Source organism: Anabaena sp. EIM26 (assembly GCF_057568715.1).
The window spans coordinates 1,428,256-1,445,731 of sequence record NZ_CM172472.1; the positions used below are offsets into that span (position 1 = coordinate 1,428,256).

Genomic DNA, 17,476 nt, shown 5'->3' on the forward strand with positions numbered 1-17,476 from the left:
TTACAAGTATTGTAATACTACTTATTGCAATTTAGCTATATTTTACTTAACGCACCACGGGTTACACCTAATTGGTTTTGTAGTTTTAATTCTCTCCAAAGTTGAGAACCGTTGATTTCTCCTTGGAGGAGTTGATTATAACGGTGTATTGTTTTTATTACTTGTTCCGGTGTTTCGTTGAGAAATTCAATCCGGAAGTGCTGTAAACCTAATGATATTAGCCTTTGTACATATTCTGCACCAGTTTGAGCCGTGCTATTATATACTGTATTCCGGCATCCTGCGTCAGCTTTAAGAATGTGTTCACTACCTACTCTGTCTTTAATTTTGACTTCTAGTTTTTCGCAAGGTCTGCCACAGTTAGTATAATCTGTTCCTTCAGATAAGAAAGCGCAAAATACGCAGTGTTCCATGTGAAACATTGGTATTCGTTGGTGAATTGTCACTTCAAAGTTTTGAGGTGGATAATTTGTAATTAAATCTTCGAGTTGGTTAATATTTAAGTCGTAGGATGCTGTTAATCTTTCTAAATTAAAACGTTGTTTCAAATAGTCTGCTGTGAGTGGGTTAGCGATATTTAAAGAAAAGTCAGCAATACATCTTTCATTAGCAAAATATTCTAATTGGTCATAATTTCTAATTAAATAACCATCAGCATTCGCAGCGCGGACTTGTTTTAAAATCCAGGTTTCTCCAGGTTTAGTTATGCGGGGTGGTGCAACAAAGATATTGATTTCTTTTTCACATTCTCGCACTATTTTGACTGCTTCTTGATAATTGCGAGGATTTTCAAATTCACAGTATATAGTTTTGATATCTGCTGTTAATACTGCTTTGAGTTGCTTGATGTTTCTGACTAAAACAATCAAGGAAGGGAAAGCTGAAATAGGGGAAAAATGGGAAGTAATTAAATCTTGCCATTTTCCATGATGATTTAATTGCCAAAGTTTGGGTTTTCTTCTTAATTTTTCTAATTGAGTGACTATTTCCCGACGCATTCGGTTTAATTCACTCACAGGTAACATAATATTCCCGTTGAGATTATTTATAAAGTCGTCTAAATAAAAAGGAGTATTTCCTAAACGTCCAAATTGTTCTTTTACCCTTTCTGTAGTGAGAGGTTTAGTGTGTGCTTCTACTAGCAATATTTCTGATTCTACTTGGACTATATTACCAAATTGATCACGAGCGATCGCTATTAAGTTTTCTCCAATTTCTCCATACACTTCTATATTAATCGGTCGTTGAAATTGGGGATTTTCTCCAGCATAACTTTGACGAATTTGTTTATCAAGTTCTGGATCATTAGTTTTCCAAACTTTATCACCTATATTTATCCGTCGAAAATTTAAATTATTTCTACCAAAGCTTAATATTGCTTCTTTCCCTTTTTCCACAACTGCATATATTCTTCCCCCTTCTTCCTGCGTTTCTGGATGTCCACAATCAAAAACGATTCCGTCACCTGGTTTAACTGGTGCTTCTAATTTTACTGTTATTTGTTCATTGCTAATGCGGGTAACTTCTCCTAAATAAACACCGCGTTTTTTCCCGAAATTTGCATGAACTAACTCTTGATTATTAATTCCCTCAAACCAACCTGTATACAGTCCACGAGAAAAAGCCATTTCTAGACTATATTGATCTTTTTCTCTACTAGAAAATGTTTGTAGTAGAGACGTTCCATGGAACGTCTCTACATTTGTTGCCATAATTCTATCTAAAGCTTTTCGATAAACTTGGGTAACGTTAGCAACATATTCCGGTGCTTTCAAACGTCCTTCAATTTTTAAACAAGTCACTCCAGATTTAACCAACTCTGGTAAAACTTCTAAACCTGCTAAATCTTGAGGACTAAGTAAATATTTCCGATTACCTAAATTAACAACTTCACCATCTGCAATTAAATCATAAGGCATTCTGCAAGCTTGAGCGCATTCTCCCCGATTTGCAGAACGTCCCCCCAGTGCTTCACTAGTTAAACATTGTCCAGAATATGCGACGCACAAAGCACCGTGAACGAAAACTTCTAAAGGTAGGGAAGTATTTTTTTGAACTATTTGTTGTTGAATTTTATTAATTTCTGTAATAGAACATTCCCGCGCTAAAACTACCAATTGACAACCAAGCGATTTAGCAAATTCTACCCCCGCAGCACTGGTAATAGTCATCTGCGTTGAAGCGTGAATGGGAAAGTCGGGGGAAAGATGACGAATTAGACGACAAATACCAATGTCTTGAACAATGACAGCATCAACACCCGCAGAAATGATAGTTTTGAGGTATTGCTGTGCTTCAGTGAGTTCTTGAGGGAAAATCAGAGTATTCAGGGTGACGTAACCTTTCACTCCTCGTAGGTGCAGAAATTCCATTAATTCCGGTAAGTCTGCTTCGGTGAAATTCTCAGCCCTCATCCGCGCGTTAAACTTGTCTAAACCAAAGTAAATTGCATCAGCACCATTTTCTACTGCTGCTTTGGCACATTCCCAATTACCCGCAGGTGCTAGGATTTCGGGGAGTTTGAGGGTAGGGGTGCTTGTCATTTTGGTTAGTCAGGTTTAGTTCAGCTTATAGATTGTATCTAAATTGGGGTGAGATTGTGGGACAGGGGAAGCTAATCTAATTTGGTATTATATAAATATAACTCCGTTATTTTTGTACAGCAATGCATACAAACTGCAATTATATATAAGGTGGTGCTAACTCCAAATCAAGCGTAGGCTGCGAACATATTTATGATTACCCATAAAGTAAGTAATGTAATGTCTGCAATACCCGGAAACACAGCAGACGCAGCCAAAAAATGAGCAATAGGAAGATCTAAAACCATTCCAGCTAACAGGAAATCAGCAAAAAAACTCACCCAATTAACCTGTAAACCCCTGAAAAAAACAAAGACACAAAAACGCACCGGAAAACCCTTTGCGTCTTTGCGTCTCTGCGTGAGAAAATTCTTAACCTACCTTAGCAACATAAGGACTTGTCAACTTATCCAACTGCTGAGTTAACAGACTGAGGAACAAACCCACATCAGTCACCACACCTACTGATTCTATTGAACCGCGATCGCTCAATTTAGTCACTACCGCTGGGTTAATGTCCACACAGACCATCTTCACACCCGCAGGAGTCATATTTCCCACCCCGATAGAATGCAGCATAGAAGACAGCATCAAAATCATATCTGCACCTTCAATGATTTTAGAATATTCCTGTTGTGCTAAAATCAAGTTCATTTGGGTATCGGGTAAGGGGCCATCATCCCGAATTGAACCAGCGAGGGAAAAGGGAATGTTATTTTTCACGCACTCATACATCACCCCACTTTTCACTACTCCCGCTTCTACCGCTTTAGCAATGCTACCAAAACGACGGACAGTATTAATCACCTTCAAGTGATGTCGGTGTCCACCCCGCACAGCTACACCCCGCTTCATATCCACACCTAGGGATGTACCCAAGATATTTTGTTCCATATCATGAACTGCGATCGCATTTCCACCCAAAAGACCTTGAACGTAACCTTCTCGAACTAACCGACAGAGATGTTCACCACCACCTGTGTGAATCACCACAGGCCCAGCCGTAACAACGACTTTACCACCGCTATCCTTAATTTTGCGTAATTCCCAAGCTACCTGTTCAACAACTAATTCCACCCGTCTTTCACTGGAAACACCAGAAGACATAAAGCTGAATTCTTGGGAATTGCGTTGTTCTCGTGATTCGGCTTTGCGGACGGTGCGAATACCTAAAACATCAACAACTACCTTGTCGCCTATTTCTAAATCACGCAATAGTTTACACTTAGCTACAATACCATTAGGAGTTTGAGAAATTGCGATCGCACCATCCATGCGTTGATTCTGCACTTTCAGCCATTCCCCATTTACCCGGATTTCAGTGGGATAAATCGTGCTGACATAGAAATCATCAGGCGCTACACCCGCTTGGATCACAGGTTCTAACTTAGAATCCCGTTCATCTTGGGGTAAATCAACCGCACCCAAATCAATCAACTGCGAGATAATTTCTTCCATCACTTCATGGGATGGTGCAGATACCCTCACCTCAGCCGCAGATGTACTTTGACGTTGTTCTCCCAAGTTGAATTTGAGAACTTGGAAACTTCCCCCCATTTCCACAATCAAATCTAATGCGCGGTTAATCAAACCTGCATCTAGTAGGTGTCCTTCCATGCGGATAACACGACTTTCTACGGATGCGTTAGCGTGAATTTCATCACCAATTGGTTCCGTCACCCGCAAAGTCAAGCATTTAGCCGCACCACCAGCTTTGAGAAATTCGGTTAAAGGTGTTTCAATCACTTGAAAACCAACTTCAGCCAAACGTGATTTTAAACTTTCACTGGCTTTGTTCATAATGACGATGCTTTCCACATTCACCGCATTACAAGCGAAGTTAACAGCATCAGCTTCAGTAATAGCGATCCGTTTTTCAGGTGCGACACGCATTTCAATGACGCGGTTAGAGTAGGAATCAAAAGCACCAGGGTAATACAGCAAATAACCATTTGCTAAAGGACAGAAGCAGGTATCAAGGTGATAAAAACGCTCATCCATCAACCGCAGAGAAATCACCTCAATGTCCAGCCATTTAGCCAGGTAGGGGTGAGAATCTAATTCTGACCGAAAACCGTATCCAGCCCATAACCAGCGCCCTTCTCTGTCTAGGAGTGCGTCACCAGCACCTTCAAAGGGCAGGTCTTTAGGCAGAGTGTAAACATTATAACCGTTTTGTTCAAACCATTGTTGAAAATACGGTTCTTCACCTTGGCGTTCTTTATGTAAAAAACGGCTAAGAACGACATTTTCACCGAGGACTAAACCTGCATTGGCACTGAATACCATATCAGGCCAGCCTTTTTCTGGGGCAACTAAATCAACAATGGCGTGATTTTTGATAACGTTGTATAATTTATTCCATTGTTCCACCGCGCGATCGCGTGAGGACTTGTGAATATTCCCTTCCATCCAAGGATTAATCACATAATCCACATCATAATGGTCAGGAGCGCACATTAAAAACCGAATTTGGGAAACCATAAAAATTTTTACTTCGCTTTTCAGTAATCTCTTCTGGATACAGAGTTTTGGTGTTCTACTTCTGTCAAATCTGCTACTTAATCCCTACCTTTTGCTCTTGGTAGGCTTTATCAGGCGATCGCTTCACTCGCCGTAGGCATCGCTCCTATTCTATTACCACTAGGGACAATGTGAGTGATAGGAGGGAAAAATGTGTTATGGGGGATGTTATGGTGCGGCTAATAACCGTGTATACAAAAGCATATTTATATACTAAGCTAAGTAGAGCTTTTGTATTTTATAAGGAAATTAAATTTTTATGGCACACAAGATAGTTGCAGAAAAGAAAGAAATTAAATTCATATATTCTCATTTTTGGTTCATAATTCCTGAATATCAACGGTCTTATGTGTGGGAAAGTGATAATATAAATGAATTACTCGATGATCTCTGGTTCGCTTTTGAAACCAAATATGAGAATGAATATTTTTTGGGTTCACTTGTTTTGAAAAAAACAGAGCAAATCAAGTTTAATGAATATGAGGTTTTGGATGGTCAGCAAAGACTTACAACTTTTCTAATTTTGATGGCAGTTTTGCGCGATATAACAGAAAATGAAAAGTTAAAAAAATCATGCCATCATAGAATAATTCAAGAAGAAGATATATTTGAAGGTGATCCAGAAAGAATAAGAATAATATACAAAATTCGAGATAATGTAGAAGAATTTATTAATAAATATATTGCCACACAATCTGGTACTAAAGATAAACAAATTGTAGATTATTGTAAAGATAAAAATGTTTCTATATCTCATATTGCAAACGCCATTTTAACAATGCAAAAATTCTTTTCTAAAAAAGAAGCAACCGAAATAGAAAACTTTGGAGCTTATCTGGGATTAAAACCAGTATTTATATATGTTTCTACAGAAAATCAAGAAGATGCTTTTAGATTATTTACTATATTAAACAATCGTGGCACTCCATTAACGAATGCTGATATTTTGAAATCAATAAATATTGGTCAAATTTCGGAAGAGATCCGTGATAAGTATGCCAAAAAATGGGAAAAAATCGAAGAAGATTTTGGTAATGAATTTGATCGGTTTCTCTCTTTTATAAGAACAATATTGGTTAAAGAGAAGGCTCGGTTAAATTTATTAGATGAATTTGAAGAAAATATTTACAAGAAAAATCTACTAAAAAAAGGCAAAGAGAGTATTGACTATATTGATACCACAAAGGAAAACTATGATAAAGTTATCATTTTGACAAATACAGATGGAATAAACTTAGACAACGAATACAAGAATCTCGTCACCATAATGAATTTTGGGTTATCTTCTAGTGATTGGATAGCACCTTTGTTAGCATTTTATCATAAATTTGGCAAATCAAATATATTAGAATTTTTAAAAAACTTAGAATATAAATTCACCAGTGATTGGATTTTACAATCCACTCCTACTCAACGTGGAGATAACATGAATAGAATTCTCAAAGAAATTGAAAATAATAATAATTCCGATGATATTTTATTAAATAAAACTATTTTTGAAGTAAATAATAATGAGTTGTTTAATATTTTAAATGGACAAATTTACGGAAAACATTTTGCAAAATATATCCTCTTAAAATATGAGCATTTAAATGGAGATAATACAGTTTATCTTTCCAATTATAAAACTATAAGTGTAGAACATATTTTACCGCAAAACCCCAAAGATTCTAGTCAATGGAAATCAGTTTTTACAGATGATGAAAGAAAAAATTGGACAAACAAGTTAGGAAATCTTGTTCTGATTAGCACACGAAAAAATTCAACATTAAGCAATCTTGATTTTGAAGAAAAAAAAGAACGCTACTTGAAAGGTAAAATTGATATTTTTCCAAGCAGTAAGATTTTCGCAACTTATCAGGAATGGAATACAACAATACTCAAAACAAGACAAAATGAGATGTTAAGTAAATTAGTACAATAGCCAAAATGTTTATGAGTAAATTAACACTGAGATTACCAGAAACACTACACAAACAGTTAATCCAGTTAGCTGAAACTGAAGCTGTTTCTTTGAACCAATATATAGTTTACGCTTTAACCTGCCAAATTGTATCCATTGATTTTATTCAAGCAACACCAGAAAGATAAATAATTGAGCAAGAACAGAGTTTTAAAAAACTGTTACAAGGTTTAGGAAAAGCCTCTGAAAATCAATTAAATCGGTTCTAAGTGAATAAGGCTAAAATGTGTTATGGTGCGGCTAATAACTGTGTAGATAAAAGCATATTTATCAAAAGAAAATTTAATTTTTATGCCCCAAAAAATAACAGTAGAAAATAAGAGACTTCCAAATCAAAAAATATTAATAATAATTGAACGCAGATAAACATAGATAAAGATGGATTAATCAAGGGATTTCAGAACTATGTGCAGTCTCACATAAAATTAGTATTATATGTATAAAAATGAGGATATAAATGAATTACTAGATCATTTCTATTTTGCTTTTACAACAAAATTAGGAGCATGAATATTTTTTTCATTTGTAAAAAAAAGACAAGAACAATATTTTATATTGCAAATGCCATTTTAACAATGCAAAAATTCTTTTCAGAACAAGAACCGAGTGAAATAGAAAAATCTGGGACTTATCATAGATTAAAACTAGTATATGTATGTTTCTATAGAAAAAATAAAGCTATGAAGGTTAGGGACTAATTGCTTATGCGTGAAAACTCGTATTTCTGTAGAAATACTTACTGCGGTTTCCACTTTCTCTGATCAGTTTTCCCCGTAGCAGAAAAAAATTATACTTTAACAATACTACTAATTGACCACTTTGATATAAAGTCTGTTATCATTGTGGTCATGTTTTATAGGCTCCAGAATGCCTTCTATATATACAATTTCGCCGTTTTTGACTTCTTGTTTTTATCTCTTGATGAGAAATCAGGGTTTGAATATAGTGGGAAAGAACAGTATAGTAGAAAGTTATTAATCTTTGATATGCTAGTCAAAAAGGCTACTTTTTCATCCGATAGCATCAGAGTATAACTTAGTAGGCGAATGATGGTTTTTTTTTGATTACATCAAAGCGTTAGGAGTGTACTGTTTGATTAAAACATTATGTGAAGTGTAGATGATGGACATATATTAAAAATGTGCCGAGTCAAGGTAAGCTTGGAGCAGCCTAATCGTGATGATTGCTCAACCACAAAGAACTTACCTCAAGAACAAATCTCACGTCTCTACTGCTAAAGTTCTAGCCCAAAGAATACAGAAGATTAATACACCTTGAAAGGGTTAGTTCTGGTGTTTACCACTACCGATTTGCCAATATGTTTAGTATTTCCAGATATCAGATAACTGAAAAACTCTATAATGGTTCCAGGACAATGGTTTGTCGCAAGCATCGAGAAACTGATCGAAACCCTGTAGTTAGCGAATCTTTTGGGTTAGAAGAGCGAGAGATTAGACATTGCTTGACCATTCCCGAAAAATTATATGGTCGAGAAAAAGAAGTCAAAGAACGACTAGAAGCATTTGAGAGAGTATGCGTTTTTTTTACGAAAATATTTAATAATAATTTAAGTATTACACCTGAGAAAAAACTTTTTGCTTGCAGCTTTGCGGCAGCAACTTTGCTGTGCAACTATCAACAAGCGATGTCTAGGACGGGCTACGTCTACGCTCAAACTCCCAATCCCACTTCACTACCATCAGAGATCAATCCCTTACCTTCGGATGTGCTACCACAGCCATCAATGCCAGAAGAACAACTACTTCCTCCCTTGGAAATACCGGATCAATCAATACCAGGGCAGGATGACTCTAATGCTAAATTTCAAGTCGATCGCATTGAAGTTGTCGGAAGTACAGTTTTCAGCCCAGAGCAATTTGCTGCAATTACAGAGCCTTTTGTGGGCAAGGAATTAACATTTGTAGAGTTGCTACAAATCAAAGATGTCATCACCAAGTTTTACACTGACAAAGGTTATGTCACCACAGGGGCGTTGATTACACCGCAGACACTAGAAGCTGGGACAGTCAAAATTCAGGTAATCGAAGGTAGTCTGCAAGAAATCAAGATTACTGGTAATCGACGATTACAGACTGGATACATTCGCGATCGCATTCAACTAGGTGCTAAAAAACCCCTGAATGTACCGCGCTTAATGGAAAAATTACAAATGCTTCGCCTCGATCCGCGCATTCAAAACCTCTCAGCAGAGTTACAGATGGGTGTAATTCCGGGAACCAATATATTGCAAGTAGAAGTGCAAGAAGCCGACACATTCTCCCTCACCACAACCATAGATAATGGGCGATCGCCTAGTGTGGGTAGTTTTCGACGCGGAATAGATCTCCAAGAAGCCAATTTACTCGGTTTAGGTGATACCCTCAGCATAGGATACGCCAATACCGATGGTAGTAATGCCATCAATGTGAATTACAAACTACCAATTAATGCCCACAATGGCACCATATCTTTAGGTTTTAACCAAGGTTGGAACCGCGTGATTGAAGAACCGTTCAGCGTTCTGGATATTCAATCAAATACCACATCTTACGAATTGAGTTATCGCCAACCACTCATACAAAAGCCCACTCAAGAATTAGCAATGGGGCTATCATTCTCACGGCAAGAAAGCCAAACTGAATTAGGTCTGGATAATATTGGTGGGTTTCCTTTATCACCTGGTGCAGATGCCGACGGTAAAACTAACATATCTGCCCTACGCTTTTTTCAGGATTATACCCAGCGCAGCACCAGCCAAGTCTTTGCAATGCGATCGCAATTTAGCTTTGGTGTCGATTGGTTTGGGGCTAACGTCAGTGACAATGCTCCAGATAGCCGCTTTTTCGCTTGGCGAGGACAGGCGCAGTGGGTGCGAAAATTGGCATCTGACACCCTGTTTTTAGTCAGGGGCGATTTGCAATTAGCAGCAGATTCCCTAGTACCATTAGAGCAATTTGGTCTTGGTGGACAAATCAGTGTGCGGGGCTATCGCCAAGACACATTACTTACAGATAATGGATTGTTGTTTTCAGCAGAATTGCGGTTGCCGATAGTGCGTGCCGCTAAAATTGGTGGAGTGCTACAACTAACACCTTTTATTGATGTGGGTCAAGGTTGGAACACCCAGGGAGATAATCCATCAACAAGTACATTAGTGGGTACCGGCTTAGGACTGCTGTGGAAACAGGGTAATAACTTCTCAGCCCGTCTAGATTGGGGTATTCCGCTGGTTTCCGTGGAGGGTGAAAAACGTAGTCTCCAGGAAAATGGTTTGTACTTTTCAGTGAGCTATTCACCATTTTAAAAGAGGCAATCAACAAGCAATCTGATCACTTCAACCATGAACATTTCAGATAAGGGAATTGGTCTTTATTTCTAAAGGGAAAAGGGAAGGAGGAAGAAAAACCTTTAACCTTTTCCCAAATTAATAAAATCCAACTCAGGCAATCAAGAGCGATTCTAAGATGGACTCAATCTGCTCATGGGGTTTGATAACAGTGATATTTCTACAGTAATCAAGTTAAGGAAATTATTAGTCATGAGAGTTAGACCCTTTCTATTGATGTTAACAACTGGGTTATTGACTCCAGGAATCATACTCACAGCAATACTCCTTTGGAGTCGTGGTGCCTTGGCTCAGGTCACATCTGATGGGACAACTAACACCATCGTTAACCCAAATGGCAATAATTTTAATATTCTTAATGGTATTGAAAAAGGTAATAATTTATTTCATAGCTTCAGTAATTTTTCAGTGCCTACAGGTGGTTCTGCTAATTTTGATTTAACCAATACGCCCAACATTACAACTATATTTAGTCGAGTGACAGGTGGAAATATTTCCCATATTGATGGCTTGATTCAAACACTCAACAGTAATAATCCAGTCAGTTTATTTTTAATGAATCCAGCGGGAATTGTGTTTGGTGAAAACGCCTCGTTGAATATTGGTGGTTCATTTGTGGGGACAACGGCTAATAGCATTCAGTTTAGTGATGGGACTGAGTTTAGTGGAGTGCAGGCCAATACCGCTCCTTTGCTGACTATGAGTGTACCAATTGGGCTACAGTTTGGTGGTCATCCGGGAACAATTTCCGTTGAGGGAACAGGGCATAATCACAAATTAAATGGTACAAGTCCTATTTCTGGATTAACCAGTTTCAATGGGTTAAACCTGTCCTCAGAAAAAACACTAGCTCTGGTGGGTGGGGATCTTTTCCTCAACAGTAGCTTTTTGTCTGCACCAGGAGGACGAATAGAACTAGGAAGCATCACCCAAGGCAATGTAAATATTAATCTCACTTCCTCAGCTTTAACACTTAGCTATCCTCACGACAACTATAGCTTTGGTAATATTCAAATGAGCCAACGTGCTGTAGCATCTGTTAGTGGAACGACTCCGGGCTCGATACAAATTCAGGGAAAACAGATCGATCTGCGGGATGGTTCTTTGGTGGTAGTACAAAATTTAGGTAGCCAGACTGCGGGTGATATTACCATCAATGCCACAGAATCGTTACAAGTGATTGGTATGTCTTCAGACTTTCAAAGTTCCAGTGGTATAGTCAATGAAACTCTAAAAGCGGGGTCAGCAGGAAATATTGCCATCACAACCCCAAAACTAACCATTGATCAAGGTGCGATCGTTATTAACCGTACCTATAATTCTGCAAGAAGTGGTAATATCGTCGTCAAAGCAAATGAAGTGTCAGTAGGTGGGATTCAACCTGCTAATCCTTCTCTTAACCCAATCTTTGGCGTGTTAATGGCTGCAACTTATGGAAGTGGTCACGGTGGAGATTTATGGCTCTCTACTGATCGCCTGACAATTTTTGGTGGTGGCAATGTTGGTACTAGAAGCTTTGCCACTGGCAATGGTGGTAACGTTAATATCAATGCCGATACTGTTCAGGTATCAAGTTTAAATACCCTCCCAGGATCTTTATTGATTAGTCTGCTATCAGCTAATACTTTTAGTTCTGGGGATGCCGGCAATCTTCAACTGGATACCCGCACACTGTCGATTCAAGATGGGGGCTTAGTTTCAGTTTCTACTGTAAATATTGGGAATGCAGGCAATCTTACCATCAATGCCACTGACTCAATCGACGTAGGCGGAATCAAAGACCTACAAAATCCCAGTTACATTGGAGCGGTCGCCCGTTTATTCGCTATCGGGAATAGTGATAATAGAAACTCTACTGCGAAAGCCGGTAGCGTCACAATTAATACTCCTAAATTAACCATTCATGATGGGGGAAGAGTTTTTGTTCAAAACGAAGTTCTAGGTGATGCAGGTATTTTAAAAATTAATGCGAATACCTTATATCTTGATAAAAATGCCAGTCTTTCCGCATCCACAAAAGTCGGTGAAGGGGGCAACATAGAACTCCGTATGCAGGATATATTATTAATGCGTAATGGCAGTTTTATTAATGCAGAAGCTGGTGGTAGTGGCAATGGTGGCAATATTACGATTAATGCCCCGAACATTGTCGGTTTAGAAAACAGTGATATTATTGCTAATGCCGTCAATGGCAAAGGTGGAAATATTGATATTTCCACGCAAGGGATTTTCGGCTTGCAATTCCGTGACCAACTTACCTTTGAAAGTGATATTACTGCCAGTTCCCAATTTGGGGTTAACGGAACCGTAGAGATTAACAATTTTGGTATTGACCCTAATTCTGGCTTAGTAGAACTACCAACTAATGTGAATGATCCATCCCAGCAAATTGCCACAGGTTGTTTTCCAACCCAAGGCAGTAGTTTTGTAGCCACAGGACGGGGTGGTGTACCATCAAATCCTACACAGGACGTGAGGAGCGATGTTTATGACGGACTATACCTAGGCACTTGGTCAGATATCCGTGACATCTCTGCATATCGTGGAAATTTTGCATCAGCCCAAATACCCCCATCTCCAAAAACTTTGATTTCAGCTACTTCTTGGCGACGTAATCCTGAAGGCAAAATTGAGTTAATTGCAGATAAATCTCCCATGCAGGTGCAACAATCATTAACCTGTGCTGCTGTTCCTAAAAGTTAATCCTGTTATAAATAAGGCCTTTATAGCAATACTGTAGCCAAAAAAAGAGTATAAAAAGAGGGCTGATGTAGTAGAGTTATAGTCTTCCACAACGACAACTCGAAAGCCACATACAGCCCATGTTTGACATACTAGCACTGTTGCAATGCCTACTACCAGAAATAAAAGTGACGACGATGCGGCAGTTAAGCCAGATCATCACGGCCATGTTAGCCATGAGCGGGCGAGTCACAATGTTGGGAATATCGCGTTGGACGCTTAGTGGTGGTAGTTATCGGACGGTAATCAGATTTTTTCGTACAGTCATACCGTGGACAACGGTGTTCTGGGTGTTTTTTCGGCGGCATTTGTTCTGCCCAAATGATGTTTATTTGTTGGCAGGAGACGAAGTAGTAATAAGCAAAGCCGGGAAAAAAACCTATGGATTAGATAGGTTCTTTTCCAGTCTAATAAGTAAACCAATATTGGGACTATCTTTCTTTACATTATCATTAGTAAGTGTTCAACAAAGACACTCATTTCCGATTCAGATAGAACAGGTAATAAAAAGCGATGTAGAAAAAAGTAGTGTCTCGCCAAGTCCAGAAGTAAAACCTCAAGAAAAACGTGGACGGGGACGACCAAAAGGAAGTAAAAACAAAAATAAAAAGGAGGTGACTTTTACACCTGAATTGCTAAGAATTAAGAAGATGATTAATGAGCTATTTAAGTTAATAGCTAACTTTATTCCCCTCACTTACTTGGTCGTAGATGGTCACTTTGGGAACAATAATGCTTTGCAGATGGCTAGGCAGGTAAAGTTACACATAATTTCCAAGTTACGTCACGATTCGGCATTATATATACCTTACCACAATCCTGACCCTAATCATCGTTCCCGTCGTAAATACGGAGAGAAGTTGGACTGGCGTAATATTCCTGGGGCATATTTGCGTCAAAGTAGTCTTGAAGAAGATATTAAAACTGATACTTATCAAGCTACTCTACTGCACAAAGAATTTGGCCAACCACTGAATGTAGTTATTTTGGTGAAAACCAATCTCAAAACTAATGCTCGCAGTCACGTAATTCTGTTTTCTAGTGACTTAACTTTATCATCTGAAAAAATAATTGACTACTATAAGTTGCGCTTCCAAATCGAATTTAATTTCCGAGATGCCAAACAGTTTTGGGGATTGGAAGATTTTATGAACAGAGGTCAAACTGCTGTGACTAATGCTGTTAATCTTTCTTTTTTTATGGTCAATTTGTCTCATTATCTTCTAGCTCAGTTTCGTGAAGATAATCCCGGTGCTGGCATTGTTGATCTTCAGGCTTATTGTCGGGGTTTTCGATATGTTCGGGAAATATTAAAAATGCTTCCGCAACAGCCTGAGCCTATTTTATTATCCCAGATTTTTGCCAAGCTTACCTCTCTTGGTCGTATTCACAATGCTTCTACAGCCGTTGAACCCTCGTAATTTGGCTACAGTATTGTTATAGGGAACAATAAGTTTAAATCAATTCCAGGAAATTATTAGCAATGAGAGTTAGACACTTTCTATTGATGTTAACAACTGGGTTATTAACTCCAGGAATCATGCTCACAGCTATACTTCTATGGAGTCTCGGTGCGATGGCAAAGCCGACCGTAGGTATGGCTCAGGTGACATCTGATGGGACAACTAACACCATTGTTAACCCAAGTGGTAATAATTTCAATATCCTGAATGGCATTGAAAAAGGTAATAACTTATTTCACAGCTTTAGTAATTTCTCAGTACCTACAGGTGGTTCAGCAACCTTTGATTTAAGCAATACGCCCAACATTACAACCATATTTAGTCGGGTAACAGGTGGAAATATTTCTCATATTGATGGCTTGATTCAGACTCTCAACGGTAATCATCCCACCAGTTTATTTTTGATGAATCCTAAGGGAATTATATTTGGAGAAAACGCTCAGTTGAATATTGGTGGCTCGTTTGTAGGAACGACAGCCAATAGTATTAAATTTGCCGATGGCACAGAATTTAGTGCTGTAAATCCCACTGAACCAACATTATTGACGATGAGTGTACCTGTTGGTTTGCAACTTGGGGTAAATGCTGGAGCGATACAAGTGCAAGGAGTGCAACCAGCAAATCTGGCTTCTGGCTTACAAGTGCAGACCGAGCAAACTCTGGCTTTGGTGGGCAAACAGATTGACATGACAGCAGCCAATCTGAAGGCTTCAGCCGGACGAATCGAACTCTGGGCAGTGCAGAATGCTCAGATTGCGATAGATAATCAAGCGGCATGGCAACTAACTTCTGCTCCAACCACAGCCAATTGGGGCAATATTTCACTACGGCAATCCTCCTCTATTGATGCAGGTGGAATCAATGGCGGAGCAATCAACATTCGCGGACGGGGTTTGACGCTTCAGGATGGGTCGAATATTAGTTCCAGCACCTCGGCTGGACGAGGAAAAGATGTTAATATTCAAACTACAGAATTTGTTGAGCTTTTGGGAGTCTCGGCTGCGGGACAACTTATCCTTTCTGGTATTAACACATCAGTAGGTAATCAATTTAATTTTTTTCCACCGTCAGGACTACCAACAACTGGACAAGCAGGAAATATAACCATCGAAACCCAACGTTTACAGTTAGCTAATGGCGCTTGGATTCAGTCCTCAACATCTGGCAACAACTCGAACGCCGGAGATATTACCATTCGTGCTACTGATGTAGACCTGATGGGATACCAAACAGATCTTCCTTTGGGCATTGTGAGTAGCATTGGCACGTTAATCACCGCTGGAAACAACAATCAGAGTGGACGGGTTGCGATTGATGCCCAACGGATTCATCTGCTCGATGGCGGTCGTATCAGTAGCAGTTTGTTGAGAGGGAATGGCACGGCGGGAGAAGTCTCTATTCATGCTGCGGAGAGTCTTGAGATTCGGGGAACTGACCCCACCAGCAGTATTGCCAGTGCCGTTCTCGCTTCGATCGAATCTGGAGCAACAGGACAAGGCGGTCGTATCTCAATTGACACAGGTAGTCTGGTTTTGGCTAATGGTGGCACTATTACTAGTGGATTGGCAGGTGCTGGTGACACATTCTTTGGAAAAATACCGGCGGCGCAGGGTACGGCTGGGAGTATTGACATTCAGGCAAGGGAAATAAAAGTTAGTGATCCAGTCATAGATGGATATAGCAGAAGCATCACAGGTATCACGGCTTCTCTGGGTAATGAAGTTATTGGTTCAGGGGGGACGATTAACCTGACAGCGGACAATCTGCACGTCTTCAATGGTGGACAAATTACCTCTTCTACAGATGGCAATGGTGCGGCAGGTAATATCAACTTGCAAGTCAACAATATAACTATAGAAGGTAATTCCCAACCCTTAACAGATGGTCGCATTCTCCCCAGTAGCATTACGGCTGCTTCTACTACCACCTCTGATGCTGGTTCAGTTAATCTAGTGGCGAATCGGCTCAATGTTCTGGATCATGGGCAAATTTCCGTTAGTAATACAGGGGGTGGTAACTCAGGGAACTTGCTCATTAATGCCAAGCAAATCAAGCTGGAACGAGGAGGAAGTCTGCTTTCAGAAGTTTCCGCAGGCGATCGCGGTAATATGACTCTCAATACTGATATTCTATTGATGCGTTATGGCGGTAAAATTAGTACCAATGCCACAGGTACAGCCACAGGCGGCAATATCAGCATTCATGCACCGATTATTATTAGTTTAGAAAACAGCGATATTACTGCCAATGCTATTGAAGGGGCTGGTGGCAATATTGATATTCAAACTCAGGGTTTATTTGGAATAGAATTCCGCGACCAACTCACCCCAGAAAGTGATATTACAGCTAGTTCCCAATTTGGGCTTAGTGGGACAGTAGACATTAACAATTTTGGCGTTGACCCCAGTTCTGGTTTAGTGGAATTACCAGAGAATGTGACAGACTCATCACAACAAATAGCTACAGGTTGTTCTCATAATACTGGCAGCAGTTTTGTCGCCACGGGACGGGGTGGAATACCCCAAAATCCCACTCAACAGGCAAATAACGATGTCTACAACTGGCTAGGTCTAGGCTCTTGGACTGATATCCGTGATATCTCTGCATATCGTGGCAAGAGCGCAGTTACAGCCCAAACACCCCCATTGAATAAATCTCTGATCTCAGCTACTTCCTGGCATCGTAATGCGATCGGCAAAATTGAGTTAATTGCAGATAAATCTCCCATGCAGTTGCAACAATTATTAACCTGTGCTGCCGTTACTAAAAGTTAATCATGTTATTAGGACTTACGCAAGATTGGACTCAAAACCTGATTCTTGGGTAGGGGTAATTCATGAATTACCCCTACTTCCAT

The 17,476-nt window shown here is 39.4% G+C and carries 8 protein-coding genes and 1 pseudogene; 6 read left to right on the top strand and 3 right to left on the bottom strand.

What is annotated here, in order from left to right; all coding sequences use genetic code 11:
* Positions 1-35: 35 nt before the first annotated feature.
* The 3 genes and pseudogenes from AC012T_RS06105 to argZ form a co-directional block, all read right to left on the bottom strand.
* Positions 36-2,543, bottom strand: a complete 2,508-nt coding sequence (locus tag AC012T_RS06105) for a U32 family peptidase (RefSeq protein WP_487064012.1) — start codon at positions 2,541-2,543, stop codon at positions 36-38.
* A 92-nt stretch (positions 2,544-2,635) separates the two neighbouring features.
* Positions 2,636-2,911 (bottom strand): annotated as a pseudogene (locus tag AC012T_RS06110) (DUF2085 domain-containing protein); the annotation flags it as partial.
* 43 nt (positions 2,912-2,954) lie between these two features.
* Complete coding sequence (argZ, locus tag AC012T_RS06115) at positions 2,955-5,066, bottom strand: bifunctional arginine dihydrolase/ornithine cyclodeaminase (RefSeq protein WP_487064014.1); 2,112 nt, start codon at positions 5,064-5,066, stop codon at positions 2,955-2,957.
* Positions 5,067-5,364: 298 nt separating this feature from the next.
* Here argZ and AC012T_RS06120 point away from each other — a divergent pair, with 298 nt between their 5' ends.
* From AC012T_RS06120 to AC012T_RS06145, 6 genes are all read left to right on the top strand, one after another.
* Complete coding sequence (locus AC012T_RS06120; RefSeq protein ID WP_487064016.1) at positions 5,365-7,029, top strand: DUF262 domain-containing protein; 1,665 nt, start codon at positions 5,365-5,367, stop codon at positions 7,027-7,029.
* Between the two features lie 11 nt (positions 7,030-7,040).
* Positions 7,041-7,196, top strand: coding sequence for a toxin-antitoxin system HicB family antitoxin (locus AC012T_RS06125; protein ID WP_487064018.1), 156 nt, complete (start codon positions 7,041-7,043; stop codon positions 7,194-7,196).
* Positions 7,197-8,713: 1,517 nt separating this feature from the next.
* Positions 8,714-10,372: a ShlB/FhaC/HecB family hemolysin secretion/activation protein gene (locus tag AC012T_RS06130; RefSeq protein ID WP_487066480.1), complete on the top strand. Its 1,659-nt coding sequence runs from the start codon at positions 8,714-8,716 to the stop codon at positions 10,370-10,372.
* A 234-nt stretch (positions 10,373-10,606) separates the two neighbouring features.
* Positions 10,607-13,117, top strand: a complete 2,511-nt coding sequence (locus AC012T_RS06135; protein ID WP_487064020.1) for a two-partner secretion domain-containing protein — start codon at positions 10,607-10,609, stop codon at positions 13,115-13,117.
* Positions 13,118-13,236: 119 nt separating this feature from the next.
* Positions 13,237-14,577: a transposase gene (locus AC012T_RS06140; RefSeq protein ID WP_487059178.1), complete on the top strand. Its 1,341-nt coding sequence runs from the start codon at positions 13,237-13,239 to the stop codon at positions 14,575-14,577.
* A gap of 62 nt (positions 14,578-14,639) precedes the next feature.
* Positions 14,640-17,393, top strand: coding sequence for a two-partner secretion domain-containing protein (locus tag AC012T_RS06145; RefSeq protein ID WP_487064022.1), 2,754 nt, complete (start codon positions 14,640-14,642; stop codon positions 17,391-17,393).
* Positions 17,394-17,476 lie beyond the last annotated feature (83 nt).

Coding starts and splice junctions, on each gene's coding strand:
- AC012T_RS06135 (WP_487064020.1), top strand. CDS start 10,607: ATGAGAGTTAGACCCTTTCTATTGATGTTAACAACTGGGTTATTGACT.
- AC012T_RS06120 (WP_487064016.1), top strand. CDS start 5,365: ATGGCACACAAGATAGTTGCAGAAAAGAAAGAAATTAAATTCATATAT.
- AC012T_RS06145 (WP_487064022.1), top strand. CDS start 14,640: ATGAGAGTTAGACACTTTCTATTGATGTTAACAACTGGGTTATTAACT.
- argZ (WP_487064014.1), bottom strand. CDS start 5,066: ATGGTTTCCCAAATTCGGTTTTTAATGTGCGCTCCTGACCATTATGAT.
- AC012T_RS06125 (WP_487064018.1), top strand. CDS start 7,041: ATGAGTAAATTAACACTGAGATTACCAGAAACACTACACAAACAGTTA.
- AC012T_RS06130 (WP_487066480.1), top strand. CDS start 8,714: ATGTCTAGGACGGGCTACGTCTACGCTCAAACTCCCAATCCCACTTCA.
- AC012T_RS06105 (WP_487064012.1), bottom strand. CDS start 2,543: ATGACAAGCACCCCTACCCTCAAACTCCCCGAAATCCTAGCACCTGCG.
- AC012T_RS06140 (WP_487059178.1), top strand. CDS start 13,237: ATGTTTGACATACTAGCACTGTTGCAATGCCTACTACCAGAAATAAAA.